Source organism: Pseudomonas sp. P4_B4 (genome assembly GCF_056402255.1).
In genome coordinates this window covers 36,228-53,479 of record NZ_JBFUHS010000037.1, presented here as the reverse complement: position 1 = coordinate 53,479, position 17,252 = coordinate 36,228, and the positions used below count along the sequence as shown (strand labels likewise).

Below are 17,252 nucleotides of genomic sequence, written 5' to 3'. Positions count from 1 at the left end.
CGGCCCTGCGCCCACCGGGAACCCCAGGGGACCGCTGGGCTCCAACAAGCCATTGCCACACCGGCCCGCTTGCTTTCTTCCATGGAGCTTTTATGAAATTTCTTTCACCGCTCGCCCTGTTGACCCTTTGCAGCGTGCTGGCCACCCCGTTGATGGCGGACGAGGAAGCGCCGGGGCTGACCGGTTGCGCCGCCAAGAAGCAAGGTATCGTCAACCAGATCGAATTGGCCAAGGTCCACGGCAACGCCGACCAGCAGGCAGGCCTGGAAAAGGCCCTGAGCGAAGTAGAAGCGAACTGCACCGACGCCTCGCTGAAGAAGGAACGGGAAAACAAGGTGCTCGACGCCAGGCACGAAGTCAGCAAGCGTCAGGCGGATCTCGACAAGGCCATGAGCAAAGGCGACCCTGACAAAATCAACAAGCGCAAAGACAAACTCGCCGATGCCCGCAAGGAATTGCAGAACGCACTCGATGAGCTGGATAAGTAACGCAGCAGTTTTTTGTGGCGAGGGGGCTTGTCGGACCGCCGCACCGCCCCGTTGGACTGCGAAGCAGTCCCAAAATCGCTGAATCGAACTCAGTCAGATATTCCTGACTGCTCAAACAAACGACGGCTACGTCGTCGAACGGGGCGGTTCGGCGGTCCGACAAGCCCCCTCGCCACAGGTTATGCGTAGCGCCGAATCAATGATCCCGAAACGCCTTATGACACGCACTGCAAGCATCTTCGACTTTCTGCACCGCCGGCCCCAGGTTGCTGGCCTTGTAGGGTTGAACCTGGCTGGCGATCACCAATTCACCGGTGGCGCTTTCAAGGTCACGGGCCATGGACTGGAAGCGCGCCTGCTGCTCCCAGACATCGCTCTTGGCGCTGGTGTGATCTTCTTCGCGGACCTGCGGAAAGTGTTGCCACGGCTCACGGGACAGCGCATCGAGTTTCACCGCGCCTTCGGCGAACTTCGGGCCATCGAACGCAATGCGTCCACGCAACATGCCGCCCAGGTCTTCGCCAGTATTGAGCATCTGCTTGAAAATGGCCTTGCGCTGGCCGAGCGGCGAGTTGGGGTCGATGCCGCCACAAGCGGACAACGTCAGGCAGGCCAGCAATACAACAGAAAGTCTTTTAAGAGTCATGGTGGCTTCAGGTCACGGGAAACGGCGGCCAGTATCCTCGCGTCATCGGCAAAGACCAATAGCCCTATTATCAACAAGGGTTGTTTGAACGCATGGAGCGCTCAGGCAACCGGCAAAGGAATCACTCCATGAACAGCCGTTTCAAGGCATGGCGTCACAGCCTGGCCTGGACCCTGCCGATGGTGGCCCTGCTCGCAGGCTGCACCGGTGGCGACAACCAACAACCGAAAACCCACGCCCTGGCCACCTACTCCAGTGCCACATGGGAAGCGCTGCCGGCGGTGTCCGACAGTGACCTGGTCGCCGGTTTCGGTTCGTGGCGCAGCGCCTGCACCCGACTCAAGGCCGACCCGGTCTGGGGTGGCACCTGCGCCGCGGCTACCAACGTGCCGCAAACCGCCAGCGACATTCGCGGTTTTCTCAAACAGAACCTCGATGTCTATGGTCTGCGCGCCGCCAACGACAGCCCCAACGGCTTGATCACCGGCTACTACGAACCGGTCTATCCCGGGAGCCTGACCCAGACCAGCGCTGCCAGTGTCCCGGTCTATGGCGTGCCCGAGGACATGATCATCGTCGCCCTCGACAGCATTTACCCGGAACTCAAGGGCAAACGCCTGCGCGGTCGACTCGAAGGTCGCGTGCTCAAGCCGTACGACGATGCGGCAGCCATCGAAACCAAAGGGGTCAAGGCGCCGGTCGTGGCCTGGCTGACCGATCCGATGAACCTGCAGTTCCTGCAAATCCAGGGTTCGGGTCGTATCCAGCTCGACAATGGTCGCCAGTTGCGTATTGCCTACGCCGATCAGAACGGCCATCCGTATCGACCGATCGGCCGCTGGCTGGTGGAACAGGGCGAGCTGAAAAAAGAAGACGTGACCATGGGCGCCATCAGCACCTGGGCCAAGGCCAATCCGTCGCGGATTCCCGAACTGCTCGGCAGCAACCCCAGCTATGTGTTCTTCACCCGCAACCCGGACAGCAACGAAGGTCCGCGCGGTTCGCTGAACGTACCGTTGACCGCCGGTTACAGCGCGGCGGTGGATCGCAAGGTGATTCCGCTGGGCAGCCTGTTATGGCTGTCCACCACCAAACCGGACGGCACAGCCCTGGTTCGCCCCGTGGCAGCACAGGACACCGGCGGCGCCATTGCCGGCGAGGTTCGGGCGGATCTGTTCTGGGGCACCGGCGATGCGGCCGGGCAACTGGCCGGGGACATGAAACAGCAGGGGCAGATCTGGATGCTCTGGCCCAAAGGTGCGGCGCTGCCACAAGTACCGCAGGTGGCGGATGCAGAGAAGACAAAACCCTAAACCAGCGGTGGCTGCCAGATAGCTATCGCGAGCAGGCTCGCTCCCACATTGGAACGCACACTCCTGTGTGCGAGCCTGCTCGCGATGAGGCCCGCAAAAACCCTGAAGATTTTTAGACCGACACCACAAAAAAACTCACGATCAACGCCATCCCCACGAACCACACCAGCGACCGCAGCGTCGCCCAGTCCGCCAGGTAGCAAATGATGTAGAGCAGGCGGCTGGTGATGAACAACACCGACAGCACATTGATCGTCACCAGTTCGGCATTGCCTGCCAGGTGCGCTACGATCACTGCCGCAGCGAACGCCGGGGTCACTTCAAAGCTGTTCAGTTGCGCCGCATTCGCGCGCCTGCCCAAGCCTTCCAGCGAATCGAGAAAATCCCGGGGGTCATGGTTGTCTCTCAACCTGAACCCGCCACTGATCTTGGCGACCCACGTACACACATACGGCAGGAAAATCGCGATCAAAATGCACCACAGAGCAACCGTCATAAAGCAGTCCCTTTTTCACGTTTCAGAACAGTCAAAATTTCATGACCAATATACCGATCAGCACCAGCCCACAGGCCAAGAGGCGCGGCCCGCCAAAAGGTTCTTTGAGGTAACGCATACCGAACAGCACCACCAGAATCACACTGATCTCGCGCAGCGCCGCTGCCTCGGCAATCGAACCCAGCTGCATTGCCCACAGCACCAAAGCGTAGCTGAACAACACGCAGAACCCGACGGCCAGACCCAGCCGCCACTGCTCGCGCCAGAACAACATGAACGCGGGTCGTTTGCGCACCAACGCCAACAACGGAAACGGCCAGGCACTGAGCAAGGTGACCCAGATCAGGTAATCCAGTGGATGGGACCAGCGCCGCAATGCCTGCCCGTCGATGTAGGTGTAGCAACCGATGCACAGGCCGATCAGTGCCACCACCGGTAGCATCGACCATGGAAGGCGCGCTCCGCCGCCGCCCTGCCAGAGCAGGCACAGCATGCCGAACGGGATCAGCAGGATTCCGAAGATCTGCTGATGGGTCAGCACCTCCCCGGCAAAGATCAGCGTTAGCGCCAGCACCACCAACGGTGACAGGCCGCGCATCAACGGATAGACCAGCCCGAGGTCGCCGACCCGATAGGCCTGGATCAGCAAATAGCGATAGAGCAATTCGAACGCCGCCGATGCCAGGATCCACGGCCAGATCTCCAGTGGCGGCACGCTCAGGAACGGCAACATCAGCACGACAAAGAGCAGCGCCACGCTGTCCATGCAGGCCACCACCAACAGCCGCTCCGCACTGAACTTGATCAGGGTATTCCACGCCGCATGCAACAGCGCCGCCACCAACACCAACGCCGTCGCAAGCACGGCCTACTCCTTTTGTTGTCTCCACGATCCGGCAAAATCCGCGCAGAGAATTGATTCGCCATATGTCAGTGGCTGTTTATACTGCAAGCGACCACGCCGCACTCAGTTGCGCACAGACTAACTCCTATAAAAATTCTGCCCGGCCCGCTCTCGTCGAGAACGGTCGTCGGCCTGCGTATGCCTGATCACAGCGTCAAGACTACCGACAGAGACCTTGCGCATGCCACTCGCTTTGCTTGCCCTCGCTGTTGCCGCCTTCGGCATCGGCACCACTGAATTCGTCATCATGGGTCTTTTGCCCGATGTCGCCCGCGACCTCGGCGTGAGCATTCCCGATGCCGGATTGCTGATCACCGGCTACGCCCTGGGCGTGGTGTTCGGTGCACCGATCCTCGCGGTCGGCACCGCCAACATGCCGCGCAAGGCCACGCTGTTGGGCATGACGCTGATGTTCATCCTCGGCAATATGCTCTGCGCGCTGGCGCCGAACTACGCCACGTTGATGGCCGCGCGCGTGATCACGGCACTGTGCCATGGCGCATTTTTCGGCATCGGTTCGGTGGTGGCTGCCGGGCTGGTGGCACCCAACAAACGGGCTCAGGCGATTGCCATGATGTTCACCGGCCTGACCCTGGCCAATGTGCTCGGTGTACCGCTGGGCACTGCACTCGGGCAATACGCAGGTTGGCGCTCGACCTTCTGGGCGGTGTCGGTGATCGGGGTACTGGTGGCGATTGCCCAATGGGTCTGGCTGCCGAAAAACATTGCGATGGATAAAGCCAACCTGGCCAGCGAGTTCAAGGTACTGGGCAAGGCCAATGTACTGCTGGCCCTGGGCATGAGTGTGCTGGCCTCGACCAGCCTGTTCAGTGTGTTCACTTACATTGCGCCGATCCTGCAGGACATCACCGGCGTCAGCCCCCACGGCGTCACCCTCATGCTGCTGTTGTTCGGCGTTGGCTTGACCGCCGGCAGCATGCTCGGTGGTCGTCTGGCGGACAGCCGCTTGCTGCCTTCGCTGGTGGGCATGGCGCTGGCGGTGCTGGTGGTGCTGGCGGCATTCACGCAAACCAGTCACTCGATGATCCCGGCTGCGATCACGCTTGTGCTGTGGGGGACTTTCGCCTTTGCACTGTGCCCGATCCTGCAACTGCTGATCATCGATCAGGCCCACGAGGCGCCGAACCTGGGTTCAACCTTGAACCAGAGCGCCTTCAATCTCGGCAACGCCGCCGGGGCATGGATCGGCGGCCTGGTGGTGGCCAGTGGCGCGGACCTGGCGGATTTGCCGTGGACGGGTGCACTGGTCAGTGGGTTGACCGTGTTGACTGCACTGTTCTTCATCTATCGCCAGCGGCGCGGTGCGGCTGCGCTTGATGTGGCGGGCTGAGCATCAACTTGATTGTATGCTCGCGAAGGTGGCGCCACCGATCTCACTGAGTGGCGTCATCATCCTTGAACTGGTCTTTGACGTACTTGATCTCGGTCCGGCCGTGAGGCGCCGGCAAGCCGTCTTCACCGAGGTTTACGAACACCATTTTTTCAACAGTGAGGATGCTCTTGCGGGTGATCTTGTTGCGCACTTCACACGTCAGGGTGATCGAAGTGCGGCCGAACTCGGTCGCCGTGATGCCCAGTTCGATGATGTCGCCCTGGCGCGAGGCGCTGACGAAGTTGATTTCGGAAATGTACTTGGTCACTACGCGCTGATTACCCAACTGGACGATGGCGTAGATCGCCGCCTCTTCGTCGATCCAGCGCAGCAGGCTACCGCCGAACAACGTGCCGTTGGGGTTGAGGTCTTCGGGTTTTACCCATTTGCGGGTGTGGAAATTCATATTCACTCCTGACCATCCTGCCGACTGATGCCCGGCATCATGGCAGAGCCCGGGCTAGAGCTCTATTAGGCTTCGACTATGGTCGCGATTACCGTTCGGACATTGACCGACAGAAACGCTTTGGAAGATCAGCATAGCCCGCTATAATCGCCACCGTTTCAAAACGGTAACCTCTACTTGATACCGTTTTCCCGCCACCTGTCCGAGGGGCGCTGCAGCAGGTTCGACCTGTCAGGCTCGGATGGGGCGTTGCCTGGCCTTCACTGGCTGGACACTAAACGCACAACGGCGCCCATTCGCATACATTACGAATGGAGGCTCTTCATGAGCGCTGTTATCACGCCTGCAGATTTTAACGATTACAAAGTCGCCGACATGTCCCTGGCTGCCTGGGGCCGTCGCGAGACCATCATCGCCGAATCCGAAATGCCAGCCCTGATGGGTCTGCGTCGCAAGTACTCCGAAGAGCAACCGCTCAAGGGCGCGAAGATCCTCGGCTGCATCCACATGACCATTCAGACTGCCGTGCTGATCGAAACCCTGGTTGCCCTGGGTGCCGAAGTGCGCTGGTCGTCCTGCAACATTTTCTCGACTCAGGATCAGGCCGCCGCGTCCATCGCCGCTGCCGGCATCCCGGTTTTCGCCTGGAAAGGTGAAACCGAACAAGAGTACGAGTGGTGCCTGGAGCAGACCATCCTCAAAGATGGCCAGCCATGGGACGCCAACATGATCCTCGACGACGGCGGCGACCTGACCGAGCTGCTGCACAAGAAGTACCCAGCCGTTCTGGACCGCGTCCACGGCGTGACCGAAGAAACCACCACCGGCGTTCACCGCCTGCTGGATATGCTGGCCAAGGGCGAGCTGAAAATCCCGGCCATCAACGTCAACGACTCGGTGACCAAGAGCAAGAACGACAATAAGTACGGCTGCCGTCACAGCCTGAACGATGCGATCAAGCGCGGCACCGACCACCTGCTGTCCGGCAAGCAAGCGCTGGTCATCGGCTACGGCGACGTGGGCAAGGGCTCCGCTCAGTCCCTGCGCCAGGAAGGCATGATCGTCAAGGTTTCCGAAGTCGACCCGATCTGCGCCATGCAAGCCTGCATGGACGGTTTCGAACTGGTTTCGCCGTTCATCGACGGTATCAACAACGGTACTGAAGCAAGCATCGACAAGGCGCTGCTGGGCAAGATCGACCTGATCGTGACCACCACCGGCAACGTCAATGTTTGCGACTCGAACATGCTCAAAGCCCTGAAGAAGCGTGCTGTTGTCTGCAACATCGGTCACTTCGACAACGAAATCGACACCGCTTTCATGCGCAAGAACTGGGCATGGGAAGAAGTGAAGCCGCAGGTTCACAAGATCCACCGTACCGGCGCTGGCGATTTCGATCCGCACAACGACGACTACCTGATCCTGCTGGCCGAAGGCCGTCTGGTTAACCTGGGTAACGCAACCGGCCACCCGAGCCGCATCATGGACGGTTCGTTCGCCAACCAGGTTCTGGCTCAGATCTTCCTGTTCGGCCAGAAGTACGCCGACCTGTCGCCAGCCCAGAAGGCCGAGCGCCTGACTGTTGAAGTACTGCCGAAGAAACTCGACGAAGAAGTGGCCCTGGAAATGGTCCGCGGCTTCGGCGGCGTAGTGACTCAACTGACCAAGACCCAGGCCGACTACATCGGCGTGACCGTCGAAGGTCCGTTCAAGCCGCACGCTTATCGCTACTAAGAGCAGCTGCAAGCTTTGAGCTTCAAGCGGCAAGCACAGGCCAAAAGCCGATCTTGCCGCACGAAGCCCGCAGCTTTGCCCCAATTTGCCAAAACAGTGTCAGGCAGCAAGTTCCAGGCACAAGAGACGAGCGCACCTCCGCTTCTCTTGCAGCTTGTGGCTTGCAGCTTGTAGCTGGAGGTTCCCTCCATGTCCCAAGATCGTCGCTACAGCTTCGAGTTCTTCCCTACGAAGACCGATGCTGGGCAAGAAAAGCTGCTCGCCACTGCTCGCCAGCTGGCCGCCTACAACCCCGATTTTTTCTCCTGCACCTACGGCGCCGGCGGTTCGACCCGTGATCGCACGCTGAACACCGTGTTGCAGCTCGAAAGCGAAGTCAAAATCCCTGCCGCTCCGCACCTGTCCTGCGTGGGCGATAGCAAAGCTGACCTGCGCGGCCTGCTGGCCCAGTACAAGGCCGCCGGCATCAAGCGTATCGTCGCCCTGCGCGGTGACCTGCCTTCGGGCATGGGCATGGCCAGCGGTGAAATGCGCCACGCCAATGACCTGGTTGAATTCATTCGTGAAGAAACCGGTGATCATTTCCACATCGAAGTCGCCGCTTACCCGGAAATGCATCCGCAAGCTCGCAATTTCGAAGACGATGTCGCCAATTTCGTGCGCAAGGCCAACGCTGGCGCCGACAGTGCGATCACCCAGTACTTCTTCAACGCCGACTGCTACTTCTACTTCGTGGAACGCGTGCGGGCGTTGGGCGTGAACATCCCGATCGTACCGGGCATCATGCCGATCACCAACTACAGCAAGCTGGCGCGCTTCTCCGATGCCTGCGGTGCGGAAATCCCGCGCTGGATCCGCAAGCAACTGGAAGCCTACGGTGACGACACCCAGAGCATTCAGCGCTTTGGCGAACAGGTCATCACCGAGATGTGCGAACAACTGCTGCAGGGTGGCGCTCCAGGGCTGCACTTCTACACACTGAACCAGGCTGAAGCGAGCCTCGCGGTGTGGAAAAACCTGAAGTTGCCACGTTGAGGCAGCTACAAGCTGCAAGTTGAAAGCTACAAGCAAGATCAAAGGATCGCATTCTTCGGCAGCTCCTGTAGGAGCTTTCGCAGGCTGCGATCTTTTGCTTTCAACGCACTATTAATGTGCGGCTATCCACGGAGTTAGAGCATCTGCGGTCAGTTTCTGGCTCTTTCCGGTTTCTCGTCGTAATCTCAAGCCCATGCCTTTGATCACGCAGCTAATCGCCGTGCTTGTCTTCACTTGCCTGAGCTTCACCGCCCGAGGCGAGAAGCTGCGCATTGTCACGGAGCCGTGGGCGCCTTATGTGTACGAAGACAACGGCAAATCGCTGGGCCTGGACTACGAAACCACCGCCATTGTCTTCAAGCGCCTGGGCATCGAAGTGGAGTGGCAGTTCCTGCCCTGGAAACGCTGCCTGTCGATGCTTGAATCGGGCCAGGCCGATGGCGCGCTGGACATCTTCCACAGCGACGAACGCGATGCGACCCTGCTCTACCCCAGCGAACCACTGTCTGAAGTCCAGTTCGTGATGTTCTACGCCAATGAACGGCCCCATCCGTTTCGCACCCTCGATGACTTGCAAGGCCTGACCATCGGCACCTCGCCGGGTTACCTGTACAGCAAGGATTTCAGCGATTCGACGCTGTTCACCCGCGAGCCGGCCCCCACCCATGAAGCCAACTTCGGCAAACTGGTACGCGGGCGGATTGACCTGCTGATCACCGACCGCCGGGTCGGCCAGCATCTGCTCGACGAGCTGGGCATCCGCGACAAGATCACCGAAAACCCCACGATCATCAGCCAGCAAAGCCAGTTTCTCGCGGTGCGGCGCAATGCGGGCATGGATCTGCTGGTGCAGCGTTTCGGCGCCGAACTCAAACGCTTCAAGCGCGAGCCCGCCTACGCTGAACTGAGTGCCCGCTACGGCGCGGAACCGGCAGCCAACGTGAAGACTGAAAAGACCACGGCCGCCACGGAAAAAACCGTTGAGCAGCAGGAAAGCGGCGCACAGTGATTGCTCTGTTATACTCCGGCCTTCCCGCCAGGCTCACGCCCGGACGCCCGGAATCGTTAAAGGCATCTCAACCCCGCTACTGCGCAGCTTTCAGCCCGCGCGAGCGCTTGCAGACGAGCCTTCGAGACCCAGCAGGACCGGACGGGATTGCGTCCTCTTAAACGCCATTCGCGCCAGGCAAGACTCCCATTGGGCCAAGCCCTAACTTAAAACAGGATTACTCATGTCCTTTGCTTCCCTCGGTCTCTCCGAGGCTTTAGTCCGCGCCATCGAGGCAGCGGGCTATACCGAGCCTACTCCGGTGCAACAGCGGGCCATTCCCGCCGTGTTGCAAGGTCGCGACCTGATGGTCGCGGCACAGACAGGTACTGGTAAAACCGGCGGTTTCGCCCTTCCGATCCTGGAGCGGTTGTTCCCCAACGGTCACCCGGACAAATCCCAGCGCCACGGCCCGCGCCAGCCGCGCGTACTGGTCCTGACCCCGACTCGCGAACTCGCCGCACAAGTGCATGAAAGCTTCAAGGTCTATGCCCGTGACCTGAAGTTCGTCAGCGCCTGCATCTTCGGCGGTGTCGGCATGAACCCGCAGGTTCAGGCCATGTCTCGTGGCGTAGACGTGCTGGTGGCCTGCCCTGGCCGCCTGCTCGACCTGGCCGGCCAAGGCAGCGTCGACCTGTCCCACGTGGAAATCCTCGTGCTGGACGAAGCCGACCGCATGCTCGACATGGGCTTCGTCCATGACGTGAAAAAGGTCCTGGCCCGTCTGCCGGCCAAACGCCAGAACCTGTTGTTCTCGGCGACCTTCTCCAAGGACATCACCGACCTCGCCGGCAAGCTGCTGCACAACCCGGAACGCATCGAAGTCACGCCGCCGAACACCACGGTCGAGCGGATCGAACAGCGCGTATTCCGCCTGGCCGCCAGCCACAAGCGTTCGTTGCTCGCGCACCTGATCACCGCTGGCGCCTGGGAACAGGTGCTGGTGTTCACCCGCACCAAGCACGGCGCCAACCGCCTGGCCGAGTACCTGGACAAACACGGCCTCACCGCCGTCGCGATCCACGGCAACAAGAGCCAGAACGCCCGCACCAAAGCCTTGGCCGACTTCAAGGCCGGTGAAGTGCGCATCCTGGTCGCCACCGACATCGCCGCTCGCGGCCTGGACATCGACCAGTTGCCTCACGTGGTCAACTTCGAACTGCCGAACGTCGATGAAGACTACGTGCACCGCATCGGCCGTACCGGCCGTGCCGGTCGTTCGGGCGAGGCGATTTCGCTGGTCGCCCCGGACGAAGAAAAACTGCTGAAAAGCATCGAACGCATGACCAAGCAGAAAATCGCCGACGGCGACCTGATGGGCTTCGATGCGAGTGCCGTGGAAGCCGAGAAACCTGAAGTACGCGAGCGTCCGGATATGCGTAACCCGCGCAATCCACGCGGCCCGCGCGGCGACGGCCCGAACGGCAGCGGTGGTGGTGGCGGTCGCAAGGACAAAGGCAAGGACAAGGGCAAGGAAAAACCGGCCGGCGAACGCGGCGAGCGCCCTGCCCGTCAGCAAAAGCCACGTGAAGGTACTCCGGCTCGCGAACAGCGTCCGTCGCAGCCTCCTCGTGCTGCCTCTGATCGTGCCCCGGACGAGTTCCTGGACGACGATATCGATAACTTCGGTAACCGCGTCGACTACGTGCCGCAGCAGAAACCCGCGCAAGGCCGTGGTCGCCGTCCGGGTGCTCCGGCACAAGGCACTGCGGCAGGTTCGGGCGCTCCACGTTCCGGCAAGCCACAAGGTCGCCAGAACGGTCCGCGCAACAGCGATGGCGCCAGCACCGGCACACCACCGGCCAAGCGTAGCGGCCCTCGCAGTGGCGCACCGCGCGACGGCCAGGCCCGCCGCGAAGATTCGCGCAATCGCCGCCCGGCCCGTGACGACCAGCCGCTTTCGGAACCTGCCGTACAGAACCCGCGCGGCCCCGCGCCGAAGATCATGCACAAGGAGTCGAAGGCTGACCGCTTCCCGACACCTGAGCAGCTGGATCAACTGCCAAGCCGCCCTCGTGGTGAGAAACCAGCGCTGCTGACCCGCAATCGCTGAGTTATCGCCGCAATAAAAAACGCCCCTGACCGCAAGATCAGGGGCGTTTTTTTGTGTCAGGCGCGAAAATTACTTCGCTTTCACACCTTCAAACGTCACGTACAGCTCGACCGCATCGGACGCTGGACCCAGGTTTTTTTGCTTGCCGAAATCGGAACGCTTCAGGTTGGTAGTACCTTCGAAACCGGCACGGTAGCCGCCCCATGGATCCTTGCCTTCTCCCAGGAAAGTGGCCTTGACCACGATCGGCTTGGTCACGCCTGCCATGGTCAGATCACCGGCTACGTCAGCAGTGTCTTTGCCAGCAGCATTTTTACCCGTTGGTGTGACGCTGGTGGAAACGAAGGTGGCTTTGGCAAATTTGCTCGAGTTCAGGAGATCATCATCGCCGGATATGTGCTTGTCGCGCTCAGCATTGTTGGTGAAAACGCTGGCGGTGTTCACGTTGAACTCGATCTTGCTGTCTTCAGGCTTGGCAGCGTCGAAGCTGAACTTGCCGTCGATGTCCTTGAAGGTACCGGTGATGAAGCTGTAGCCCAGGTGGCTGATCTTGAAGTTGACGAAGGCGTGCTGGCCTTGTTTGTCGACGGTGTAGTCAGCCGCCATCACGTTGGCGGACAGCAGAGCAGAACCGATTGCCAGAGCGGCGAGAGTCTTTTTCAACATGCTTTTTTTCCTTGGGAGTCGAGGTTGAACTTCAGGCTTTGCGACCCAGCATTCGCTTGAGGGTCACATCACGGTCGATAAAGTGGTGCTTCAATGCTGCCAACGCATGGAGTACGGAAAAAATTACCAGCACCCACGCCAGGTAGAGGTGAATCGCACCGGCGTTATCTGCCTGGTCCGGTAGTCCGGAAATCAGGGCAGGCACTTCGAACCAGTCAAACACCGGAATCCCGGCACCTTCTGCGGTGGAAATCAGGTAACCGGCAATCATCACAGCGAACAGACAGAGATACAGAAAGGCATGGCCGAACATGGCACCCAGACGCGTCATGCGGCTGTAGCTGGCCAGGGTTGGCGGCGGCGGGCTGATGAAACGCCACAACACGCGCAATACCATGACCCCCAGCAGGATCAAACCGATGCTCTTGTGCAGATCCGGCCCTTCCTTGCGCCATGGGTCGTAATAGTCGAGGCCAACCATCCATAGCCCAAGGGCGAACAAACCGAACACGGCCAGTGCCACGCCCCAGTGCATGAAGATGCTGACCCAGCCGTAGCGGGAGGTAGAGTTACGTAGCTGCATTGCCTAGATCCCTGTAAGTGCTGGCCCAAGACTATCGAGTTATCTGTCGAATTAAAGCGGAAAGTTTTACTTTGAAATATCGAGAAATACGGTCAAGAGTCTGAAACAGGCGAATTAAGGAAAGATTAAAGTCGAAAGTGTCAGGAAAAGTGAATACAAACCGAAGAACACCTGTATCAAATGTTTTATTCGATTTTTGCTCCCGGCTTTTTTCAGGCATAAAAAAACGCGGCATTTACGCCGCGTTTTTTTGCTCCCAGGGCTTACTGCGCCTTGGTATCCGTTGCCAGGGTTGCCGCAGGTTTGACTGCCGGCTTCTTCACCGGTTCGGCTTTCTTCACCGGTGCCTTGGCCGGGGCTTTTTTCGCCTCGGTCTTGGCAGCTGGTTTCGCCGGAGCCTTCTTGGCCGGCTCGGCTTTTGCCGGGGTTGCTGGCTTCGGTGCTTCGACCGGAGCCGGTGCAACGGCCGGGGCGGGTGCTGGCACAGGAGCAGGTGCTACCGGCTCAGGTGCCTTGACTGGCTCTGGCTTCTTCTCGTCATCCGAGCCGCCGAACAGGTTGCTGAAGAAATTGCCTTTCTTCGCCACCACCGCACCAGCGCCCACCGCTGCGGCGGCCGGACCCACTTTCGCCGGTTCGAACGACTTGCCCGCCGCCAGGTCTTCAACCTGACTGGCTGCACGTTGACCGGTACGCAGCGCGCCTTCCAGGGTGCCGGGATACAGGGTATCGGTGTGTTCGCCAGCGAAGGTTACGCGCTGAATCGGGCGTTCCCACAGGCGCCAGAACTTGCTGATCTGGCCCGGACCGAAGGCCAGGTAGGCGCCGCCAGTCGACGGGTCGGTGCTGTAGCGACGGATTTCATAACCGGTGAACGAGCCACGCGCCTGTGGATAGAACGTGTGCAGACGGATCAAGACCTGATCGACCATCTGCTTGTCGCCAAATGCCTGCATCACCCGCGCGTTGTCGCCGGACAGGTTGATCACCACGTTGGCACCACCCTTCAGGGCAGGCTCGATCCACAACATGCCCAGGCCGGTGTTGCTGAAGATCTCACCGGACATGCGCGCCTTGGGCTCCCATACCGGCGTCTTGAACTTCAGCATGATCTGGTCGCGCCAGCCGTAGTTGGTGCCCTTGATCGCTGCCAGGTGCTGGGCGTCCAGCGCCGGGGACATCTGGATCTTGTTCAGGGCGCGCAGTGGCACGGCCAGCACCACGTAGTCAGCTTGATAGCTGACGCTGTCGACTTTGACGGTCACGCCATCCTTGTCCTGAATGATCGACGAGACCCGGGAATTGGTCTTGATGGTTTTCAGCTGTTTGACCAGGGCCTGGGCCAGCACCGGGCTGCCACCGACCAGGCGCGAAGCACGCAGGTCACGATCGGAGACGCCGCGGTAAACGCGGCTCTGCTGCGCGAAGTACAGCAGCGACAAGCGCGAAGGTTCGTCGTAGCGGGTACGGATCTGCTGGTTGATCAACTGGCGAGCGGTGGCCGGCAGGTTCTGCTTGTCGAGCCAGCTCGACACGTTCATCTGGTCCAGCGCATGCAGCGTGTTGTTGGCGGCCGGGTTCTGCGGGTCGTCGATCGAGCGCGCCAGATCGTCCACGGTCTTGTCGAAGCGCTTGAGCGCCTCGGCGGTGGCCGGCTGCTTGGTCGCCAGATCGGCGGCAGAGAAATACTCGCCATCGATCAGGTAGCCTGGGGTCCGCACGAATTCAGGGGCTGGCGTGGTGCTCAGCTTGAAGTTCGATACGTACTTGTTCAGCACCGGTTGGACCTTGTCGTTGCCGATCCACTCGCTGGTGGCCATGCCGGAACGGCCGCCCAGGCTTGACTTGGCTTCCAGCAGGGTGACCTGCCAGCCCTTGTTCTGCAGCTCATACGCAGCAGTCAGGCCCGACAGGCCGCCGCCGATCACGATCGCGGTTTTATCCTTGGCCAGCGCAGACACGCTGAACAGCCCCAACATCACCAGCGCACAGGCGCGCAGCCAACCGACAGACATTCAGCGAACTCCGGAATCACACGAGGAAAACAGCAGTTTTTGCGAGCCAGACGGCTCAAGAACCGCGAAGGATACGTCAGCCTTCAGACGCCCGCCAGCAACGTCTATCGGCCTGTACAAAGTAGCTCATTCGACACAATGGGTTGTCCCCACGGCACGCATTGCATAGGCTTGCGCGATTGTTTGTCCGCGCCGGTCACGGACCGCCTCCAGGAGAGTGAAAATGGGCCTGAATAATCAGTGGATGCAACGCGATCTCGCCGTGTTGTGGCATCCCTGCACCCAGATGAAAGATCACGAACAACTGCCGCTGATCCCGATCAAGCGCGGGGAAGGCGTGTGGCTGGAAGACTTCGAAGGCAAGCGCTACCTCGATGCGGTCAGCTCCTGGTGGGTCAATGTGTTCGGCCACGCCAACCCGCGGATCAACCAGCGCATCAAGGACCAGGTCGACCAGCTCGAACATGTGATCCTTGCCGGCTTCAGTCATCAACCGGTGATCGAGTTGTCCGAGCGCCTGGTGATGATGACGCCGGAAGGCCTGACCCGGTGCTTCTACGCCGATAATGGCTCGTCCTGCATCGAAGTCGCGCTGAAAATGAGCTTTCACTACTGGCTCAATCGCGGTCAGCCGAACAAGAAGCGCTTCGTCACCCTGACCAACAGCTACCACGGCGAAACCATGGCGGCGATGTCGGTGGGTGACGTGCCGCTGTTCACCGAGACCTACAAAGCGCTGTTGATGGACACCATCAAGGTGCCGAGCCCGGACTGCTACCTGCGCCCCGAAGGCATGAGCTGGGAAGAGCACTCGCGCAACATGTTCGCGGCCATGGAGYAGACCCTGGCCGAAAACCACGACACGGTCGCGGCGGTGATCGTCGAGCCGCTGATCCAGGGCGCCGGTGGCATGCGCATGTACCACCCGGTGTACCTCAAGCTGCTGCGAGAAGCCTGCGACCGCTACGGCGTGCACCTGATCCACGACGAAATCGCCGTCGGCTTCGGCCGCACCGGGACAATGTTCGCCTGTGAACAGGCCGGCATCCGCCCTGATTTCCTGTGCCTGTCCAAGGCCCTGACCGGCGGCTATCTGCCGCTGGCGGCGTGCATGACCACAGACGACGTCTACAGCGCGTTCTACGACGACTACCCGACCCTGCGCGCCTTCCTGCACTCCCACAGCTACACCGGCAACCCGTTGGCGTGCGCGGCGGCCCTGGCGACCCTGGATATTTTCGAAGAAGACAACGTCATCGAGAACAACAAGGCCCTGGCGCAGCGCATGGCTTCTTCCACCGCGCATCTGGTCGACCACCCGAACGTGTCCGAAGTGCGCCAGACCGGCATGGTACTGGCCATCGAGATGGTCAAGGACAAGGCCAGCAAGGAAGCTTATCCATGGCAGGAACGTCGTGGTCTGAAGGTGTTCCAGCACGCCCTGGAGCGCGGTGCTTTACTGCGTCCATTGGGTAGCGTGGTGTATTTCCTGCCGCCGTATGTGATTACCCCGGAACAGATCGATTTCCTTGCCGAAGTCGCCAGCGAAGGGATCGACATTGCAACCCGTGACAGCGTCAGCGTGGCAGTGCCGAAGGACTTCCACCCGGGGTTCCGTGATCCGGGCTGACAGTCACTGATTACCCTGTGGCGAGGGGGCTTGTCGGACCGCCGCACCGCCACAAAAGCCCGTCAGCCACAAATGCGATTCCGATCCAATTTTTAGAGACCCAGCATGAGACTGTCCCGCTTCTTTATCGACGCCCCCCTGAGCATCGGCGAGCACGAGTTGCCCGAAGCCCAGGCCCATTACATCAGCCGCGTGCTGCGCATGGCCGAGGGCGATGCGTTGCAGTTGTTCGACGGTTCGGGCCAGGAGTTTCGCGCCAGGCTGGTCGAAGTCGGCAAAAAACGCGTGGTGGTGCTGATCGATGAAAGCTTCGCCGGGCAGGTCGAGTCGCCGCTGCAAATCCATCTCGGCCAGGGCCTGTCCCGAGGCGAGCGCATGGACTGGGCAATTCAGAAAGCCACGGAACTGGGCGTCACTGAAATCACCCCGATCTTCACCGAGCGCTGCGAAGTCCGGCTCAAGGACGAGCGCGCCGATAAACGCCTGCTGCACTGGCGCCAGGTGGCGATCAGCGCATGCGAACAGTGCGGGCGCTCGCGAGTGCCGGTGATTCATCCGCCAATGCTGTTGGCCGACTGGCTGAAGCAAACACAAGCCGAGTTGAAACTGGTACTGCACCCGGTGGCCGAACCGTTGGTGAGCCACGCCAAACCTTCAAGTCTGGCATTCCTGATCGGTCCGGAGGGTGGTTTGTCCGACGCCGAAGTCGATCAGGCCAAGGCCAGCGGCTTTCATGCCGCCCGCCTCGGTCCACGGGTGCTGCGCACCGAAACCGCGCCGGTTGTTGCACTGGCGGTGGCCCAGCAACTCTGGGGTGATTTCTAGGCCCCATCGCGAGCCTG

General features: G+C 60.5%; 16 protein-coding genes and 1 riboswitch. Of the genes, 9 read left to right on the top strand and 7 right to left on the bottom strand.

Going from position 1 to position 17,252, the window contains the following annotated elements:
- The first annotated feature begins 92 nt into the window (after positions 1-92).
- Positions 93-488, top strand: coding sequence for a DUF1090 domain-containing protein (locus AC1DVE_RS26845; protein ID WP_223460500.1), 396 nt, complete (start codon positions 93-95; stop codon positions 486-488).
- Between the two features lie 196 nt (positions 489-684).
- Here the strand turns inward: AC1DVE_RS26845 and AC1DVE_RS26840 are convergent, their stop codons facing one another.
- On the bottom strand, positions 685-1,134 hold the full coding sequence (locus tag AC1DVE_RS26840; protein WP_223460502.1) for a c-type cytochrome: 450 nt from the start codon (positions 1,132-1,134) through the stop codon (positions 685-687).
- 128 nt (positions 1,135-1,262) lie between these two features.
- Here AC1DVE_RS26840 and mltA point away from each other — a divergent pair, with 128 nt between their 5' ends.
- Positions 1,263-2,447: a murein transglycosylase A gene (gene mltA / locus AC1DVE_RS26835; protein ID WP_223460504.1), complete on the top strand. Its 1,185-nt coding sequence runs from the start codon at positions 1,263-1,265 to the stop codon at positions 2,445-2,447.
- Between the two features lie 112 nt (positions 2,448-2,559).
- Here the strand turns inward: mltA and AC1DVE_RS26830 are convergent, their stop codons facing one another.
- Together AC1DVE_RS26830 and AC1DVE_RS26825 are read right to left on the bottom strand one after the other, a co-directional pair.
- Entirely contained in the window at positions 2,560-2,943 is a 384-nt protein-coding gene (locus tag AC1DVE_RS26830; RefSeq protein WP_223460506.1) for an MAPEG family protein, read from the bottom strand.
- 31 nt (positions 2,944-2,974) lie between these two features.
- Positions 2,975-3,808, bottom strand: coding sequence for an EamA family transporter (locus tag AC1DVE_RS26825; RefSeq protein ID WP_223533049.1), 834 nt, complete (start codon positions 3,806-3,808; stop codon positions 2,975-2,977).
- 220 nt (positions 3,809-4,028) lie between these two features.
- Between AC1DVE_RS26825 and AC1DVE_RS26820 the strand changes: the two genes are divergently transcribed.
- On the top strand, positions 4,029-5,198 hold the full coding sequence (locus AC1DVE_RS26820; protein WP_477784341.1) for an MFS transporter: 1,170 nt from the start codon (positions 4,029-4,031) through the stop codon (positions 5,196-5,198).
- A gap of 43 nt (positions 5,199-5,241) precedes the next feature.
- Here the strand turns inward: AC1DVE_RS26820 and AC1DVE_RS26815 are convergent, their stop codons facing one another.
- Positions 5,242-5,646 carry an acyl-CoA thioesterase gene (locus tag AC1DVE_RS26815; RefSeq protein ID WP_317848678.1) on the bottom strand — a complete coding sequence of 135 codons (405 nt, stop codon included), beginning with the start codon at positions 5,644-5,646 and terminating at the stop codon, positions 5,242-5,244.
- Positions 5,647-5,844: 198 nt separating this feature from the next.
- A riboswitch (S-adenosyl-L-homocysteine riboswitch) is annotated at positions 5,845-5,947 on the top strand.
- A 23-nt stretch (positions 5,948-5,970) separates the two neighbouring features.
- On the opposite strand from AC1DVE_RS26815, the gene ahcY reads away from it, so the two are divergent.
- From ahcY to AC1DVE_RS26795, 4 genes are all read left to right on the top strand, one after another.
- Positions 5,971-7,380, top strand: coding sequence for an adenosylhomocysteinase (gene ahcY / locus AC1DVE_RS26810; RefSeq protein ID WP_223460512.1), 1,410 nt, complete (start codon positions 5,971-5,973; stop codon positions 7,378-7,380).
- Between the two features lie 189 nt (positions 7,381-7,569).
- Positions 7,570-8,415: a methylenetetrahydrofolate reductase [NAD(P)H] gene (metF, locus tag AC1DVE_RS26805; protein WP_223460514.1), complete on the top strand. Its 846-nt coding sequence runs from the start codon at positions 7,570-7,572 to the stop codon at positions 8,413-8,415.
- 193 nt (positions 8,416-8,608) lie between these two features.
- Positions 8,609-9,424: a substrate-binding periplasmic protein gene (locus AC1DVE_RS26800; protein WP_223460515.1), complete on the top strand. Its 816-nt coding sequence runs from the start codon at positions 8,609-8,611 to the stop codon at positions 9,422-9,424.
- A 223-nt stretch (positions 9,425-9,647) separates the two neighbouring features.
- On the top strand, positions 9,648-11,516 hold the full coding sequence (locus tag AC1DVE_RS26795; RefSeq protein ID WP_223460517.1) for an RNA helicase RhlE2: 1,869 nt from the start codon (positions 9,648-9,650) through the stop codon (positions 11,514-11,516).
- Between the two features lie 69 nt (positions 11,517-11,585).
- Here the strand turns inward: AC1DVE_RS26795 and AC1DVE_RS26790 are convergent, their stop codons facing one another.
- From AC1DVE_RS26790 to AC1DVE_RS26780, 3 genes are all read right to left on the bottom strand, one after another.
- Complete coding sequence (locus AC1DVE_RS26790) at positions 11,586-12,182, bottom strand: YceI family protein (protein ID WP_223460518.1); 597 nt, start codon at positions 12,180-12,182, stop codon at positions 11,586-11,588.
- A 31-nt stretch (positions 12,183-12,213) separates the two neighbouring features.
- Positions 12,214-12,765 carry a cytochrome b gene (locus AC1DVE_RS26785; RefSeq protein ID WP_223460520.1) on the bottom strand — a complete coding sequence of 184 codons (552 nt, stop codon included), beginning with the start codon at positions 12,763-12,765 and terminating at the stop codon, positions 12,214-12,216.
- A 263-nt stretch (positions 12,766-13,028) separates the two neighbouring features.
- Positions 13,029-14,780, bottom strand: a complete 1,752-nt coding sequence (locus AC1DVE_RS26780) for a flavin monoamine oxidase family protein (protein WP_223460522.1) — start codon at positions 14,778-14,780, stop codon at positions 13,029-13,031.
- Between the two features lie 223 nt (positions 14,781-15,003).
- Here AC1DVE_RS26780 and AC1DVE_RS26775 point away from each other — a divergent pair, with 223 nt between their 5' ends.
- Positions 15,004-16,410: an adenosylmethionine--8-amino-7-oxononanoate transaminase gene (locus tag AC1DVE_RS26775; RefSeq protein ID WP_477784340.1), complete on the top strand. Its 1,407-nt coding sequence runs from the start codon at positions 15,004-15,006 to the stop codon at positions 16,408-16,410.
- 105 nt (positions 16,411-16,515) lie between these two features.
- A complete protein-coding gene (locus AC1DVE_RS26770; RefSeq protein ID WP_223533051.1) occupies positions 16,516-17,235 on the top strand; it encodes a 16S rRNA (uracil(1498)-N(3))-methyltransferase in 720 nt (239 codons plus the stop codon).
- Positions 17,236-17,252: the final 17 nt, after the last annotated feature.

Coding starts and splice junctions, on each gene's coding strand:
- AC1DVE_RS26845 (WP_223460500.1), top strand. CDS start 93: ATGAAATTTCTTTCACCGCTCGCCCTGTTGACCCTTTGCAGCGTGCTG.
- AC1DVE_RS26840 (WP_223460502.1), bottom strand. CDS start 1,134: ATGACTCTTAAAAGACTTTCTGTTGTATTGCTGGCCTGCCTGACGTTG.
- mltA (WP_223460504.1), top strand. CDS start 1,263: ATGAACAGCCGTTTCAAGGCATGGCGTCACAGCCTGGCCTGGACCCTG.
- AC1DVE_RS26830 (WP_223460506.1), bottom strand. CDS start 2,943: ATGACGGTTGCTCTGTGGTGCATTTTGATCGCGATTTTCCTGCCGTAT.
- AC1DVE_RS26820 (WP_477784341.1), top strand. CDS start 4,029: ATGCCACTCGCTTTGCTTGCCCTCGCTGTTGCCGCCTTCGGCATCGGC.
- AC1DVE_RS26815 (WP_317848678.1), bottom strand. CDS start 5,646: ATGAATTTCCACACCCGCAAATGGGTAAAACCCGAAGACCTCAACCCC.
- ahcY (WP_223460512.1), top strand. CDS start 5,971: ATGAGCGCTGTTATCACGCCTGCAGATTTTAACGATTACAAAGTCGCC.
- metF (WP_223460514.1), top strand. CDS start 7,570: ATGTCCCAAGATCGTCGCTACAGCTTCGAGTTCTTCCCTACGAAGACC.
- AC1DVE_RS26800 (WP_223460515.1), top strand. CDS start 8,609: ATGCCTTTGATCACGCAGCTAATCGCCGTGCTTGTCTTCACTTGCCTG.
- AC1DVE_RS26795 (WP_223460517.1), top strand. CDS start 9,648: ATGTCCTTTGCTTCCCTCGGTCTCTCCGAGGCTTTAGTCCGCGCCATC.
- AC1DVE_RS26790 (WP_223460518.1), bottom strand. CDS start 12,182: ATGTTGAAAAAGACTCTCGCCGCTCTGGCAATCGGTTCTGCTCTGCTG.
- AC1DVE_RS26785 (WP_223460520.1), bottom strand. CDS start 12,765: ATGCAGCTACGTAACTCTACCTCCCGCTACGGCTGGGTCAGCATCTTC.
- AC1DVE_RS26780 (WP_223460522.1), bottom strand. CDS start 14,780: ATGTCTGTCGGTTGGCTGCGCGCCTGTGCGCTGGTGATGTTGGGGCTG.
- AC1DVE_RS26770 (WP_223533051.1), top strand. CDS start 16,516: ATGAGACTGTCCCGCTTCTTTATCGACGCCCCCCTGAGCATCGGCGAG.